Annotated in this window: 12 protein-coding genes; 8 read left to right on the top strand and 4 right to left on the bottom strand. The window is 72.5% G+C overall.

Going from position 1 to position 14,370, the window contains the following annotated elements:
* Nucleotides 1–296, top strand: a 296-nt coding sequence (locus ABD329_RS46170) for a biotin/lipoyl-containing protein (RefSeq protein ID WP_344318066.1), incomplete at its 5' end; no start/stop codon positions are given.
* A gap of 138 nt (nucleotides 297–434) precedes the next feature.
* On the opposite strand, the gene ABD329_RS46165 is transcribed toward ABD329_RS46170, so the two are convergent.
* The gene (locus ABD329_RS46165; RefSeq protein WP_198280493.1) at nucleotides 435–1,613 is read right to left on the bottom strand and encodes an alpha/beta hydrolase; all 1,179 of its coding nucleotides are present in this window, start codon (nucleotides 1,611–1,613) and stop codon (nucleotides 435–437) included.
* Nucleotides 1,614–1,760: 147 nt separating this feature from the next.
* Between ABD329_RS46165 and ABD329_RS46160 the strand changes: the two genes are divergently transcribed.
* Nucleotides 1,761–2,354 carry a TetR/AcrR family transcriptional regulator gene (locus ABD329_RS46160; RefSeq protein WP_191070412.1) on the top strand — a complete coding sequence of 198 codons (594 nt, stop codon included), beginning with the start codon at nucleotides 1,761–1,763 and terminating at the stop codon, nucleotides 2,352–2,354.
* Between the two features lie 331 nt (nucleotides 2,355–2,685).
* On the opposite strand, the gene ABD329_RS46155 is transcribed toward ABD329_RS46160, so the two are convergent.
* Both ABD329_RS46155 and ABD329_RS46150 read right to left on the bottom strand, forming a co-directional pair.
* Complete coding sequence (locus ABD329_RS46155; RefSeq protein WP_425574472.1) at nucleotides 2,686–3,669, bottom strand: DeoR/GlpR family DNA-binding transcription regulator; 984 nt, start codon at nucleotides 3,667–3,669, stop codon at nucleotides 2,686–2,688.
* Between the two features lie 137 nt (nucleotides 3,670–3,806).
* Nucleotides 3,807–5,255: an NAD(P)H-quinone dehydrogenase gene (locus tag ABD329_RS46150; RefSeq protein WP_198281638.1), complete on the bottom strand. Its 1,449-nt coding sequence runs from the start codon at nucleotides 5,253–5,255 to the stop codon at nucleotides 3,807–3,809.
* Between the two features lie 136 nt (nucleotides 5,256–5,391).
* On the opposite strand from ABD329_RS46150, the gene ABD329_RS46145 reads away from it, so the two are divergent.
* The 3 genes from ABD329_RS46145 to ABD329_RS46135 all read left to right on the top strand — a co-directional run bounded on the left by ABD329_RS46145 (nucleotide 5,392) and on the right by ABD329_RS46135 (nucleotide 9,801).
* The gene (locus tag ABD329_RS46145) at nucleotides 5,392–5,829 is read left to right on the top strand and encodes a gamma-glutamylcyclotransferase family protein (RefSeq protein WP_020870716.1); all 438 of its coding nucleotides are present in this window, start codon (nucleotides 5,392–5,394) and stop codon (nucleotides 5,827–5,829) included.
* A 285-nt stretch (nucleotides 5,830–6,114) separates the two neighbouring features.
* Entirely contained in the window at nucleotides 6,115–6,942 is an 828-nt protein-coding gene (locus ABD329_RS46140; protein ID WP_425574471.1) for a purine-nucleoside phosphorylase, read from the top strand.
* A gap of 1,044 nt (nucleotides 6,943–7,986) precedes the next feature.
* The gene (locus ABD329_RS46135) at nucleotides 7,987–9,801 is read left to right on the top strand and encodes a phospho-sugar mutase (protein WP_425574470.1); all 1,815 of its coding nucleotides are present in this window, start codon (nucleotides 7,987–7,989) and stop codon (nucleotides 9,799–9,801) included.
* A 304-nt stretch (nucleotides 9,802–10,105) separates the two neighbouring features.
* Here the strand turns inward: ABD329_RS46135 and ABD329_RS46130 are convergent, their stop codons facing one another.
* Nucleotides 10,106–10,780 carry a PH domain-containing protein gene (locus ABD329_RS46130; protein WP_198281027.1) on the bottom strand — a complete coding sequence of 225 codons (675 nt, stop codon included), beginning with the start codon at nucleotides 10,778–10,780 and terminating at the stop codon, nucleotides 10,106–10,108.
* 136 nt (nucleotides 10,781–10,916) lie between these two features.
* Here ABD329_RS46130 and deoC point away from each other — a divergent pair, with 136 nt between their 5' ends.
* From deoC to ABD329_RS46115, 3 genes are read left to right on the top strand one after another with little or no spacing between them, the layout of a single operon-like run.
* On the top strand, nucleotides 10,917–11,918 hold the full coding sequence (deoC, locus tag ABD329_RS46125) for a deoxyribose-phosphate aldolase (protein WP_198281030.1): 1,002 nt from the start codon (nucleotides 10,917–10,919) through the stop codon (nucleotides 11,916–11,918).
* A 6-nt stretch (nucleotides 11,919–11,924) separates the two neighbouring features.
* Entirely contained in the window at nucleotides 11,925–13,358 is a 1,434-nt protein-coding gene (locus tag ABD329_RS46120) for an aldehyde dehydrogenase family protein (RefSeq protein ID WP_198281028.1), read from the top strand.
* Nucleotides 13,351–14,220, top strand: a complete 870-nt coding sequence (locus ABD329_RS46115; protein ID WP_198281029.1) for an aldehyde dehydrogenase family protein — start codon at nucleotides 13,351–13,353, stop codon at nucleotides 14,218–14,220. The genes ABD329_RS46120 and ABD329_RS46115 overlap by 8 nt, the downstream gene beginning before the upstream one ends.
* The last annotated feature ends 150 nt before the right edge of the window (nucleotides 14,221–14,370 follow it).

Raw genomic sequence — 14,370 nt, 5'->3', positions numbered from 1 at the left:
TGGGCGTGGCCACCGCCCCCGCGGGCGGCTCGAAGAAGCCGAAGCGCAAGGCGGTCAAGAAGTCCGGCTCCGGCGCCTCCGGCGACGCCCTGGCCTCCCCGATGCAGGGCACCATCGTCAAGGTGGCCGTGGGCGAGGGCGACACCGTGGCCGAGGGCGACCTTGTCGTGGTCCTGGAGGCCATGAAGATGGAGCAGCCCATCAACGCCCACCGCGCGGGCACGGTCAAGGGCCTGGCCGCCGAGGTCGGCGCGTCCCTCACCTCGGGCGCGGTCATCTGCGAGATCAAGGACTGACGGACAGATCAAGGGCTGACGGGCAGATCAAGGGCTGACGGGCAGATCAAGGGCTGACCGCCCCACCACAAGCCCCATGACGGCGGGCCCCGGCCGGAACCATCCGGCCGGGGCCCGCCGTCGTCGCGTACGGCCCGCTCAGCGGCTGTGCACCACGTCCTGCGGGAAGGTCAGCTGACCGTTCATCCACCGCAGGGCGGTGGGCAGCTCGCGGCGCCAGGTGCGGAAGTTGTGGCTGCCCCGGTCCAGGATGATCGACTGCGCGCTCATCGGCGGCCGGACCGCGGCCAGGAAGTCGCGGGTGGCGCCGTAGTCGGGCTCGCCCCGGCGGCTGGAGGCCACCAGCACCGACACCTGCGGCTGCGGCAGATGGCGCAGCCGCCACAGCACATCGTGCTCCCGCTTCCTGCGCTCGCCCGCCGGGCCCCGGCCGAAGAGGTCGCCGGTGGTGGGGTCGTTGACCACGCGGTAGTCGGGTGACAGGGCCGCGGCCGCGCTGTAGACGCGGGGATGACGCAGGGTCAGCTGAAGGGCGCAGGTGCCGCCCGACGAATAGCCCAGCACGCCCCAGGCGCTGGGGTCATGGCCGATCCGGTAGTGCGCCCGCAGCGCCTCCGGCAGGTCCCGGGCGAAGTAGGTCTCGGCCTGGGGGCCGCCGGGGACGTCCACGCACTCGGTGTCGCGGGGCGGGGCGATGGTGGGCCGCACCATCACGATGACGGCCGGCTGGAGCGCCCCGCCGCGGATCAGACCGCCCGCGGTCTGGGGCAGCCGCAGATGCTGGGCCAGCAGGAAGGACCCGCCGGGGTAGCCGCTGATCGCCACGATCACGGGGAAGCGCTGCCGGGCGTACTGGCGCTGGAAGTACTGCGGCGGCAGATAGACATACGCCGGGTTGGCCACCTGGCTGCGGCGGCCCAGGATCCGCACCGACTCGACCTTGCCCGCCTCGGCGGGCGGCCCGCTCGGCAGTCCGTGCACCGTGTTCAGCCCCTGCGGCGGGGCGGGCCGCACCAGCCCGCCCGCCTCCCCGACCGGCCCCGCGGCGCCGCCCTGCACATGGGACAGGGCCGCCGGTGCCGCATCGTCCTCGCCCAGCAGCTCGGCCCAGGACCCGTAGAACTGGAAGGCGCTGTTCACCGCGAGGGCCAGGGCGGCCACGATCACGCACTGGGTCACGGCGAGGGCGGCCAGCCGGCCCGCCCAGGCCCGTACGCCCCGGCCCGCGAAGCGCGGCCACTGCCAGAGCGTCAGCCCCGCGCACGCCACGGCGAGGGCGATCATCACATACTCGAGTGATCGACTGGTCAGTCCCATTGTTCTTCCACTCCGGCGCACCGCAACGCACGGTGCCGTCGCCCTGTTTGATGCCGCCTCCGGCACCCGCGTTGCCTGGCCAGGGCGTGCCTCCGGTCACGAAATGGCATGCTTGACCCACGGGCAGGGACGGCAGGGAGGACCGCGATGGCGATCGAGACAGCCACGGCGCAGACGCCACCGCGCCCCATGCGCGCCGACGCGCGCCGCAACTACGAGCGGCTGCTGGCCGAGGCGCGCACGGCCTTCACCCAGCACGGTACCGATGCCTCGCTGGAGGACATCGCACGCCGCGCGGGCGTCGGCATCGGCACCCTCTATCGCCACTTCCCCAACCGCACCGCGCTGATGGGCGCGGTCTTCCAGGGCGAGATATGCGCCCTGCTGGAGCGGTCGCGGGAGCTGGCCCAGGCGCCGCGGCCGTGTCAGGCGTTGATCGACTGGCTGCGCGCGATCGTGGACCACGCGAGCACATACCGCGGGCTGTCCCAGGCCCTGATGGCGTGCTCGGGCGACGAGACCTCGGAGCTGTCCCGCGGCTGCGGTCTGCCGCTGCGCGAGGCGGGCAGCGAACTGCTCGCCCGCGCCCAGCAGAGCGGTGCCGTACGGTCCGATGTGGTCATCGCCGATCTGATGCAGCTCACGAACGCGATCGCACTGGCCGTGGAGCAGTCGCCGGACGACCCGGAGTTGGCCGACCGGCTGCTGGCGCTGGCCTTCACGGGTCTCAAGGCCCGCTGACACCGGAGCCTCCAGGCCCGCAGACCCCCGGGCCCCACGGCCCGCCGACCCCCGGGCCCCACGGCCCGCCGACCCCCGGGTCTCCGGGCCCGCTGACGTCCGTCGGCGACCACTCGCCACCGGGTGCCCGGCGGACCACGCCGCGGAGCCGCGGGGCAGGGGCTCCGCCCCGGACTCCGGGGCCCGGGGCTGAGCCCCACACGCGGCGGAGCCGCATATCGTCCAGGTGCCGGGAAGGGGCGGGTAGGGGAAGCATCGATATGCCGCTCCGCCGCGTGGCCCGCCGCAGGCGTCACGAGCCGTAGGACACCCCCTGGCCGTAGGGCACCCCCTAGCGGCGGCGCGGCGCCAGGTCCGCCACCCGCCCCGGCTGCTGCTCCGCCAGCGGCACCGCGGTGCGCAGCTGGGCGGAGCCGGGCCCGCCCGGGGGGTGGGGGTGGTTACGGCGCGGCCCCGGCAGCGGCAGGCCCTCCTCGCCGCCGCCACGGCCCTGGGACGCGCCCAGCCGCCCCGACTGCCGCCCCGCCGAACCACCGCCCTCACCGCCGCCGACCGGGCCGGACCCCGCGTCCGGCCCGGCCACGGCGATCTGAACCCCCTGGTCCGCGAGGGCCTGGAGCTCGGTCAGGGCACGGTCGTCATGGGCGGGCGGCTCATCGGTCACCAGCCGGGTGATCACATCGGTGGGCACCGTCTGGAACATGGTGTCGGAGCCCAGCTTCGTATGGTCGGCGAGCACGACCACCTCCGCCGCCGCCTGGACCAGCGCCCGGTCGACGCTGGCCGAGAGCATGTTGGAGGTGGACAGGCCGCGCTCGGCGGTCAGCCCGCTGCCGGACAGGAAGGCGCGCGAGACCCGCAGCCCCTGGAGGGACTGCTCGGCGCCGCTGCCGACCAGGGCGTAGTTGGAGCCGCGCAGGGTGCCGCCGGTCATCACGACCTCGACCCGGTTGGCATGCGCCAACGCCTGCGCGACCAGCAGGGAATTGGTGACCACGGTCAGCCCCGGAACCCGCGCGAGCCGACGGGCCAGCTCCTGGGTGGTGGTTCCGGCGCCGACGACGACGGCCTCGCCCTCCTCGACGAAACCGGCCGCGAGATCGGCGATGGCCGTCTTCTCCGCGGTCGCTAGATGGGATTTCTGCGGGAAGCCGGACTCCCTGGTGAATCCGCCCGGCAGCACCGCACCGCCGTGCCGGCGGTCGAGCAGTCCTTCTGCCTCCAGCGCCCGCACATCACGCCGGACGGTCACTTCGGAGGTCTGGACGACGCGGGCGAGCTCCCGGAGCGACACCGCTCCGTTCGCGCGCACCATTTCAAGGATCAATTGGCGACGTTCTGCAGCGAACACGAAACTGACAGTAACGCCAACGACCGTCTGTTTTCAGCAGCTTGCACCAATTAGCAGAAGTTGGACATCTGTGAGGGTACGAAGTGCTATAAGGACCGGGTCTATGACTCTTCCTGAGTCTTCCGGGTGTGCAACTGCCGGGCCACCTCGGCGATCGAACCGGACAGCGAGGGGTAGACCGTGAAGGCGTTGGCGATCTGCTCCACCGTCAGATTGTTGTCCACCGCCAGCGATATGGGGTGGATCAGCTCGCTCGCCCGCGGCGCGACCACCACACCGCCGACCACGATACCGGTGCCCGGACGGCAGAAGATCTTGACGAAGCCGTCCCGGATGCCCTGCATCTTCGCCCGCGGATTGCGCAGCAGCGGCAGCTTCACCACCCGGGCGTCGATCTTCCCGCCGTCCACGTCCGCCTGCGAGTAGCCGACCGTGGCGATCTCGGGGTCGGTGAAGACGTTCGCCGAGACCGTCTTCAGGTTCAGCGGGGTCACCGCGTCCCCGAGGAAGTGGTACATCGCGATCCGGCCCTGCATCGCCGCCACCGACGCCAGCGCCAGCACACCGGTACAGTCACCGGCCGCGTAGATCCCCGGCGCGCTGGTCCGGGACACCTTGTCGGTCAGGATGTGCCCCGACTCCGCCAGCTTGACCCCGGCCTCCTCCAGACCGATGCCCGCCGTGTTCGGGATCGAGCCGACCGCCATCAGACAGTGGGTGCCGGAGATGACCCGCCCGTCCGAGAGCGTCACCTCCACCCGGTCCCCCACCCGCTTGGCGGCCTGCGCCCTGGAGCGCGACATCACGTTCATCCCCCGGCGCCGGAAGACGTCCTCCAGCACCGCCGCCGCGTCCGGGTCCTCACCCGGCAGCACCCGGTCCCGGCTGGAGACCAGCGTGACCTTCGACCCCAGCGCCTGGTACGCACCCGCGAACTCCGCACCCGTGACACCGGAGCCGACCACGATCAGCTCCCGGGGCAGCTCGTCCAGGTCGTACACCTGCGTCCAGTTCAGGATCCGCTCGCCGTCCGGCTGCGCGTCCGGGATCTCCCTGGGGTGGGCGCCCGTCGCCAGCAGCACCGCGTCCGCCACCAGCGTCTGCTCGCTGCCGTCCGCGGCCCGTACGATCACCCGCCGCGAGCCGTCCAGCGACTGCTGCGGCTCCACCCGCGCACGCCCGCGCATGACCCGGCCGCCGGCCCGGGTGACCGAGGCCGTGATGTCGTGCGACTGGGCGAGCGCGAGCCGCTTCACCCGGCGGTTGACCTTGCCCAGATCCACGCCGACCACCCGCGCCGCCTGCTCCAGCGGCGGGGTGTCGTCGGCGACGATGATCCCCAGCTCCTCGTAGGAGGAGTCGAAGGTCGTCATCACCTCGGCAGTGGCGATCAACGTCTTCGACGGCACACAGTCGGTGAGCACCGACGCCCCGCCCAGACCGTCGCAGTCGACGACGGTCACCTCCGCGCCGAGCTGCGCGGCGACCAGCGCCGCCTCATAGCCGCCGGGTCCGCCACCAATGATCACGATCCGAGTCACATGCTCCATTGTCCCGCACCGGTTCGAATGCCTTCAGCCCGGGGGGTTTCGTGGGGGCGACCACCGTACGAAACCTCTCACCGAACCTCCCGCCAAACCTCCCACCCCGAGGGCCGTTCCACCCCACTCCCGTACCCTCAGACCCATGTCGCTCTACGCCGCGTACGCCGGCAACCTCGACGCGCGGCTGATGTCCCGCCGCGCCCCACACTCCCCGCTGCGCGGAACGGGCTGGCTGAACGGCTGGCGCCTCACCTTCGGCGGTGAGCAGATGGGCTGGGAGGGCGCCCTCCCCACGATCGTGGAGGCCCCGCGCTCCCAGGTCTTCGTCGCCCTCTACGACATCGCGCCCATGGACGAGGACTCCATGGACCGCTGGGAGGGCGTCGGCCTCGACATCTACCGCCGGATGCGGATCCGCGTCCACACGCTGGACGGCGACGAGGCCGCCTGGCTCTACGTCCTCAACGGCTACGAGGGCGGGCTGCCCTCGGCCCGCTACCTGGGCGAGATCGCGGACGCGGCGGAGTCGGCGGGGGCGCCGCACGACTATGTGATGGAGCTGCGGAAGCGTCCCTGCTGAGTCCGGTGTTTCCGGTTGGGCTGGTTTCCCGGTTGCTCTGGCTTCCCGGTTGCCCTGGTTTTCCGGTTGCTCTGGTTTCCCGGTTGCCCTGGTTTCCCAGTTGCTCTGGTTTGCGCTGGTTGCCGTGGTTACCGGGGGTGCCCCGGAGGGCCGGTTGCGCCGGTTCCGCTGGTTGGCTCGGGGCGGCGCGACGCGCGGGTCCGGCCGTGAGGCTTGCGGCAATGCAACGATCCGAACACCTCGGCGGACTCCGTCTACGCGCGTAGGCAGTTACCGGCTACCCTCGTGCGCGTGAACGCATCAGTTTCTTGGGACAACCAGAGCGACCCACACGCCGCCGCCGACGCCGCCGCCACCCGCCTGCGCGAGCTGACCGGCGCGGAAACCCACGACGTCGCGCTGGTCCTGGGCTCCGGCTGGGTCCCCGCCACCGACGCCCTCGGGGCGCCCGAGCACGAGTTCCCCGTCACCGAGCTGCCCGGCTTCCCGCCGCCCGCCGTCGCGGGCCACGCGGGCCGGATCCGGTCGTACCGGATCAACGACAAGCGGGCGCTGGTCTTCCTCGGCCGTACGCACTACTACGAGGGGCGTGGTGTCGCCGCCGTCGCACACGGCGTACGCACCGCCGTGGCCGCGGGCTGCAAGACCATCATCCTGACGAACGGCTGCGGCGGCCTCCGCGAGGGCATGCGCCCCGGCCAGCCGGTACTGATCAGCGACCACATCAACCTCACGGCCACCTCGCCGATCGTGGGCGCCAACTTCGTCGACCTCACCGACCTGTACTCGCCGCGGCTGCGCGCCCTGTGCCAGCAGGTCGACCCGACCCTGGAGGAGGGCGTCTACGCCCAGTTCCCCGGGCCGCACTACGAGACTCCGGCGGAGATCAACATGGCCCGCACGATAGGGGCCGACCTGGTGGGCATGTCGACCACCCTGGAGGCCATCGCGGCGCGCGAGGCGGGCGCGGAGGTGCTCGGGATCTCCCTGGTGACGAACCTCGCGGCCGGTATGACGGGCGAGCCCCTCAACCACGAGGAGGTCCTCCAGGCGGGCCGCGACTCCGCCTCCCGCATGGGCAGCCTGCTGGCCCAGGTCCTCGACCGGCTCTGATCCCCGGGCGGGGTCGGCGTCACGGCGTCCTGGGCGGGTACTCACCCCTTGGCTAACTGAACAGCGATGCGCGAGGCACGCGGGGCGCGGCGGGCCGCGGGCCGGGCGGACCGGGGTGCGCTGCGCGGGGCGGACCGGGGTGCGCGGTCGGTTGTGTGGTGGGTGCCGGGGGCGGGGCCTCCGGGGTGGCGCCCTGGACCGTATATTTACGGCGCCATTGACCGAGGGCTTTGTGTGGGCCGGAGATTGGCGCCACAAATACACGTAAGTGTCCAGGACACCACCCCTCCGACCCCACCCCCTCCCGCCGTCCCGCGGCCACCCACCGGTGGCACGGGCGCCTCCCGTCCCCGGCTCACGCCGAGACAGCGGCCACCCGCGAGTGGCCAAGCCTCTTCTTGGACTCCGGACCGCCGGGGGGCCGGACGCGGGACGAGTGGGCGCCACACCAGCGCCTTCCCACCGTCTCGCGGGTAGCCGCGAGTGGCTCGAGTCGCTTGTCCGACTCCGGGTCGCCGGAGGGGAACAGCGGCCACCCGCTGGTGGCGCAGGCTCCCGTCCGCCCCCCGGCCCACCCCGTTTCAGCGGCTACCCGCGAGTGGCACGGGCGCCTCTCCAACGTCCACCTGCCGGTGGCGCTTTTCGGCGACTCCCCGTCGCCGAGGAGCCATCGGGTACGGATGCCGACGAGGCGGGCGGAGACGGGACCGCCCTCAGAGGGCGAGGGCCCGGGGCTCGGTCGCCGACGAGGCTCAGGGACGCCCCGGACGGGTCCGGAACCGGCGGGGGTCCGTGTCACCGGGGGGCGGTCGCCGACGCTCGGGAGGGGGCGGGGTCGGAGGGGCGGGGTTCTGGACGCTTACGTGTATTTGTGGCGCCAATCTCCGGCCAGCTCAAAGCCCCCGGTCAATGGCGCCGTAAATATACGGTCCAGAGCCCCGCCCCGGAGGCCCCGCCCCCGCACCCGACCACGGACCCACCGCGCACCCCAGCAACCACCACCGCACCCGCACGACCCATACGACCACCCCCCAGGAGGCCCCCATGGCCACGGAGCCCGATCTCATCGCCCAGGCTCGCGCATGGCTTGCCGAGGATCCCGATCCCGAGACGCGGGACGAGCTCGGGAAACTGCTCCACGACGATGCCGTCGACGCGATCGCCGAGCGGTTCTCCGGCACGTTGCAGTTCGGTACCGCCGGTCTCCGGGGTGAGCTCGGTGCCGGGCCCATGCGGATGAACCGCGCCGTCGTCATCCGCGCCGCCGCCGGGCTCGCCGCGTATCTGCGCACGTATCACGGCCAGAGCGGCCAGGGCGGTCAGGGCAGTCAGGGCGGTCAGGGCCGTCAGGGCGGTCAAGGGCTCGTCGTCATCGGGTACGACGCCCGCTACAAGAGCGCCGAGTTCGCCCGCGACACCGCCGCCGTCATGACCGGCGCCGGCTTCCGCGCCGCCGTACTGCCCCGCCCCCTCCCCACGCCCGTGCTCGCCTTCGCCATCCGCCACCTCGGCGCGATCGCCGGAGTCGAGGTCACCGCGAGCCACAACCCGCCCCGCGACAACGGCTACAAGGTCTACCTCGGCGACGGCTCCCAGATCGTGCCGCCCGCCGACGCCGAGATCGCCGCCGAGATCGCGGCGATCCGCGGCCTGGACGACGTGCCCCGGCCCGAGACCGGCTGGGAGACGCTGAACGACGACGTCCTGGAGGCGTACCTCGCGCGGACCGACGCCGTTCTCACCCCGGGTTCGCCCCGGAACGCACGCGTCGTCTACACCCCGCTGCACGGGGTCGGCCGGGAGACCCTCACCGCGGCGTTCGCCCGTGCGGGGTTCCCCGAGCCCGCGGTCGTGCCCGAGCAGGCGGAGCCCGACCCGGCGTTCCCGACCGTCGCGTTCCCCAACCCGGAGGAGCCGGGGGCGATGGACCTGGCCTTCGCCACGGCCCGCAGGGTCGCGCCGGACATCATCATCGCCAACGACCCGGACGCCGACCGCTGCGCCGTGGCCATCCCCACGATCACGAACCCCACGGCCCCCACGGACGCCGCGAGCTGGCGGATGCTGCGCGGGGACGAGGTCGGCGCGCTCCTCGCCACCCATCTCGTCCACAAGTGCGCCCGCGGCGCGTTCGCGACCACGATCGTCTCGTCGTCGCTCCTGTCCCGGATCGCGGACGACGCGGGGCTGCCGTACGCCGAGACGCTGACCGGCTTCAAGTGGCTGGCCCGGGTGGACGGGCTGCGCTACGCGTACGAGGAGGCGCTCGGCTACTGCGTGGACCCGGAGGGCGTACGCGACAAGGACGGCATCACGGCCGCGCTGCTCGTGGCCGAGCTGACGTCCGAGCTCAAGGAGCAGGGCCGCACCCTCGCGGATCTGCTGGACGACATCGCGGTGGCCCACGGGCTGCACGCCACCGACCAGCTGTCCGTCCGGGTCACCGACCTCTCCGTGATCGGCACCGCGATGAAGCGGCTGCGCGAACAGCCGCCCACCGAGCTCGCGGGGCTCGCCGTGACTTCGGCGGAGGACCTGACGCGGGGCACGGACACCCTGCCCCCGACGGACGGCCTGCGCTATCAGCTCGCCGGGAAGGGGACCGTCCGCGGCGCCCGCGTGGTCGTCCGGCCCAGCGGCACCGAGCCGAAGCTGAAGTGCTACCTGGAGGTGGTCGTCGACGTCCCCGCCGCCGACTCCCTCACCCCGGCCCGCGCCACGGCGGACACCGTGCTGGCCGCGCTCAAGGCGGACCTTTCGGTGGCGGCGGGAATCCAGCCCCCGGAAGCGGCGACCGCGGATGCGGGTGCGGGCGGTTCGGCTGCCGAGCCCGTCGCCGTCGCCCACGGCGATCAGTGACGGCGCCGGAGCGGCTCGGATCCGGCTGAGGCAGCCGAAAAGGCCATGGACGACCCGGGGGCATCGCCCCGCCCCCGGGTGCACGCTGTAGCGGAACGTGTCACATGGGCCGTCACGGTGACGACCGCCCCGTCCGGCCGTCGGCCCCGGTCCGTACTGATGGCCGCGTGGCCTCCGGCCCCGGCCGCCCGGTCCTCTGGGGGCGGGACGTGGGTGCCGCCGGCTCGGCCCCCAGCGGCGGGTCAGGCACCCGACGGTCAGCCGGAATCAGGGCCACCGGTAACCGGACTCACCGGCCCAGCTCTCAGCCGATCGCCAGCATGACGCCCAGCAGCACCGCGCCCGCCAGCGTCGGCGCGATCATCTCGAAGGCCCATCGCACCTCCGGCGCGCCCTGGGCGCCCTCGCGCTGGGCGTTGAGTTCGGCCATCTCGCGCAGGTCGCCGATGGCCGCGTCGGAGGGGGCCCGGCGGTCCTCGTCGGGCTTGTTCGCCGCGACATGGGCGGACGTGGTGCCGAAGGGGTCCTCGGAGGCCGCCCTGGCCTGCTGCCGGGCGGCCCGCTTGCGCTGGCGCAGCGAGACCGGGATCGCCCACAGCTGGTAGGTGGCCCCGCCCGCGAGCACCTCGCTGGTGTATCCGGCGCGCAGCCCCTCGACCGAGGCCCAGGGCAACGTGATCGTACGGAACGGGTTGCGGACGAGCAGCCGGTCCTGGCCCGCGTACACCGCCGGGCGCACCGTGAAGGCGATCACCACCGGGACCGCGAAGAGCAGCCCGGCCAGCGCCAGCCACGGCGTCCGGCCCTCGCCCCGGATCATCGCGTCGATGCCCAGCCAGCCGCTGAGCCCGAGCAGCAGCACCCCGCCCGCGATACCGCTCGGGGAGCGGTAGATCCGGTCCGAGAAGGTCTCGGTCTCGGCATCGGAGGAGGCGGAGCTGGAGGCAGCGGGGGTGGAGTCGTCGTCCGGGCTCGTCATGCGCCCGATTGTGCACCACACTCAGGAGGCGGGGGGCGCCCAGGGGAGACGCGGGGTCGCCGGCCCCTGGCCCCGGTCGATTCCGGGCCCGGGGGTGACATCCGACTACGCGCGTAGATATGCTCATCTGGTGACCATGCCCACCACAGTTCCCGCATACGGCAAAGAGGCCGCGGAGCGACTCGCGTCAATGGCGGACGTGACCGCCACTGACGGCGCACTGCGCCGCTTCCTGCACGGCCTGCCGGGCGTCGACGCGGTCGGCCTACAGGCCCGTGCCGCGACCCTCGGCACCCGCTCGATCAAGACCACGGCGAAGGCGTACGCCATCGACCTGGCGATCTCGATGATCGACCTGACGACCCTCGAGGGTGCCGACACCCCGGGCAAGGTCCGGGCGCTCTGCGCCAAGGGGATCAACCCCGACCCCACCGACCGCACCACCCCGAAGGTCGCGGCGATCTGCGTCTACGGCGACATGGTGGCCACCGCCAAGGAGGCCCTGACCGGCAGCGGCATCCATGTGGCCGCCGTCGCCACCGCCTTCCCCTCCGGCCGGGCCTCGCTGCCGGTCAAGCTGGCGGACACCCGGGACGCGGTCGCCGCCGGGGCCGACGAGATCGACATGGTGATCGACCGCGGCGCCTTCCTCTCCGGCCGCTACCTCGAGGTCTTCGAGGAGATCCGGCAGGTGAAGGCGGCCTGCGTCCGCGAGGACGGCAGCGGCACCGCGGCCCACCTCAAGGTCATCTTCGAGACCGGCGAGCTCCAGACGTACGACAACGTCCGCCGCGCCTCCTGGCTGGCGATGCTCGCGGGCGCGGACTTCATCAAGACCTCCACCGGCAAGGTGGCCGTCAACGCGACCCCGCCCGTCACCCTCGTCCTGCTGGAGGCGGTCCGCGACTTCCGCGCTGCCACCGGCGTACAGGTGGGCGTGAAGCCCGCGGGCGGCATCCGCACCTCCAAGGACGCGATCAAGTACCTGGTGATGGTCAACGAGACGCTGGGCGACGAGTGGCTCTCCCCGGAGTGGTTCCGCTTCGGCGCCTCCAGCCTGCTCAACGATCTGCTCATGCAGCGCCAGAAGCTGAGCACCGGCCGGTACTCCGGTCCCGACTACGTGACGGTGGACTGATACGCCATGCCAGTTTTCGAGTACGCACCCGCGCCCGAGTCCCGCGCGGTCGTCGACATCGCCCCGTCCTACGGCCTGTTCATCGACGGGGAGTTCGCCGAGGCGGGCGACGGCAAGGTCTTCAAGACACTCTCCCCCTCCTCCGAGGAGGTCCTCTCCGAGGTCGCCCAGGCGGGCGTCGAGGACGTGGACCGCGCCGTCAAGGCCGCCCGTAAGGCGTTCGGGGCCTGGTCCGCGCTCCCCGGTTCCGAGCGCGCCAAGTACCTCTTCCGCATCGCGCGGATCGTCCAGGAGCGCTCCCGCGAACTGGCCGTCCTGGAGTCGCTGGACAACGGCAAGCCGATCCGTGAGTCGCGCGACGCCGATCTGCCGCTGGTCGCGGCGCACTTCTTCTACTACGCGGGCTGGGCCGACAAGCTCGCGTACGCGGGCTATGGACCCGACCCGAAGCCGCTGGGCGTCGCGGGCCAGATCATCCCCTGGAACTTCCCCCTCCTGATGCTGGCCTGGAAGATCGCCCCGGCGCTCGCCACCGGCAACACGGTCGTCCTCAAGCCCGCCGAGACGACCCCGCTGAGCGCCCTGTTCTTCGCGGACATCTGCCGTCAGGCGGGGCTGCCCAAGGGCGTGGTGAACATCGTCACCGGCGACGGCTCGACCGGCGCCGAGCTGGTCGCCCACCCCGGTGTCGACAAGGTGGCCTTCACCGGATCGACCGAGGTCGGCAAGGCCATCGCCCGTACGGTGGCCGGTACGAAGAAGAAGGTCACCCTCGAACTCGGGGGCAAGGCCGCGAACATCGTCTTCGACGACGCCCCCATCGACCAGGCGGTCGAGGGCATCATCGGCGGCATCTTCTTCAACCAGGGCCATGTCTGCTGCGCGGGCTCCCGCCTCCTGGTCCAGGAGTCCGTCCAGGACGAGCTGCTCGACGCGCTCAAGCGCCGGATGAGCACCCTGCGCGTGGGCGATCCGCTGGACAAGAACACCGACATCGGCGCCATCAACTCCGCCGAGCAGCTGGCCCGGATCCGCGCCCTGGCCGACGCGGGCGAGGCCGAGGGCGCCGAGCGCTGGGCCCCCGCGTGCGAACTCCCCAGCTCCGGCTACTGGTTCGCGCCCACCCTCTTCACCGGCGTCACCCAGGCCCACCGGATCGCCCGCGAGGAGATCTTCGGCCCGGTGCTCTCGGTGCTCACCTTCCGCACCCCCGAAGAGGCCGTGGCCAAGGCCAACAACACGCCGTACGGGCTGTCGGCGGGCATCTGGACGGAGAAGGGCTCGCGCATCCTGTGGATGGCGAACAAGCTCCGGGCGGGCGTGGTGTGGTCCAACACCTTCAACAAGTTCGACCCGGCCTCCCCGTTCGGCGGCTACAAGGAGTCCGGATACGGCCGCGAGGGCGGCCGGCACGGCCTGGAGGCATACCTCGATGTCTGACCGCAACGACCGACTCTCCGTGCTCAAGACCTACAAGCTGTTCGTCGGGGGCACGTTCCCCCGGTCCGAGAGCGGGCGGGTGTACGAGGTGACCGACGCAAAGGGCAAGTGGCTGGCCAACGCCCCGCTGGCCTCCCGCAAGGACGCCCGGGACGCGGTCGTCGCCGCGCGCAAGGCGTTCGGCGGCTGGTCGGGGGCCACCGCCTACAACCGGGGCCAGATCCTCTACCGCGTCGCCGAGATGCTGGAGGGCCGCCGCGACCAGTTCGTCCGCGAGGTCGCGGACGCCGAGGGCCTGTCGAAGTCCAAGGCGGGTCTCCAGGTCGACGCCGCGATCGACCGCTGGGTCTGGTACGCGGGCTGGTCCGACAAGACGGCCCAGATCGCCGGGTCCGCCAACCCCGTGGCCGGGCCGTACTTCAACCTCTCCTCCCCCGAACCGACCGGCGTCGTCGCGCTCCTCGCGCCCCAGGACTCGTCGTTCCTGGGCCTGGTGTCGGTGATCGCCCCGGCGATCGTCACCGGGAACACGACGGTGGTCGTCGCCGCCGAGCGCGCCCCACTGCCCGCCCTCTCCCTGGCCGAGGTCCTGGCCACCTCCGACCTCCCCGGCGGCGTGGTCAACGTCCTGTCCGGCCGCACGGCGGAGATCGCCGCCCCGCTCGCCGCACACCAGGACGTCAACGCGATCGACCTCGCGGGCGCGGACGCGGAACTCGCGACCGAGCTGGAGAAGGCCGCCGCGGAGAACCTCAAGCGCGTCCTGCGTCCACAGCCTGTGGATTGGCCCACCGACCCCGGCACGGGCCGCCTGTTGGCCTTCCTGGAGACGAAGACGGTCTGGCACCCGATGGGCGCCTAGCCCACCGGCCGGGTGGGTCCATCCCCTCCCCGCCCCTTCCCGTCACCAAGGGCTCCGCCCCTGGCCCCCGGCCCTCGACAAGCCGACCGCCGCCCCCGCGAACACCCGTGTCGGCGGGCTGACCGCGCTCAGCCCGCCGACACGGCGAAC

This window comes from Streptomyces javensis, assembly GCF_039525925.1.
Lineage (GTDB): Bacteria > Actinomycetota > Actinomycetes > Streptomycetales > Streptomycetaceae > Streptomyces > Streptomyces asiaticus.
The sequence above is the reverse complement of the archived record's forward strand: the minus strand, read 5'-3'. Positions and strand labels throughout refer to the sequence as shown.

Excerpts from the sequence above, each read along its gene's own strand:
- ABD329_RS46135 (WP_425574470.1), top strand. The coding sequence starts at position 7,987 with ATGGCCACGGAGCCCGATCTCATCGCCCAGGCTCGCGCATGGCTTGCC.
- ABD329_RS46130 (WP_198281027.1), bottom strand. The coding sequence starts at position 10,780 with ATGACGAGCCCGGACGACGACTCCACCCCCGCTGCCTCCAGCTCCGCC.
- ABD329_RS46160 (WP_191070412.1), top strand. The coding sequence starts at position 1,761 with ATGGCGATCGAGACAGCCACGGCGCAGACGCCACCGCGCCCCATGCGC.
- ABD329_RS46115 (WP_198281029.1), top strand. The coding sequence starts at position 13,351 with ATGTCTGACCGCAACGACCGACTCTCCGTGCTCAAGACCTACAAGCTG.
- ABD329_RS46165 (WP_198280493.1), bottom strand. The coding sequence starts at position 1,613 with ATGGGACTGACCAGTCGATCACTCGAGTATGTGATGATCGCCCTCGCC.
- ABD329_RS46120 (WP_198281028.1), top strand. The coding sequence starts at position 11,925 with ATGCCAGTTTTCGAGTACGCACCCGCGCCCGAGTCCCGCGCGGTCGTC.
- ABD329_RS46145 (WP_020870716.1), top strand. The coding sequence starts at position 5,392 with ATGTCGCTCTACGCCGCGTACGCCGGCAACCTCGACGCGCGGCTGATG.
- deoC (WP_198281030.1), top strand. The coding sequence starts at position 10,917 with ATGCCCACCACAGTTCCCGCATACGGCAAAGAGGCCGCGGAGCGACTC.
- ABD329_RS46150 (WP_198281638.1), bottom strand. The coding sequence starts at position 5,255 with ATGGAGCATGTGACTCGGATCGTGATCATTGGTGGCGGACCCGGCGGC.
- ABD329_RS46155 (WP_425574472.1), bottom strand. The coding sequence starts at position 3,669 with ATGGTGCGCGCGAACGGAGCGGTGTCGCTCCGGGAGCTCGCCCGCGTC.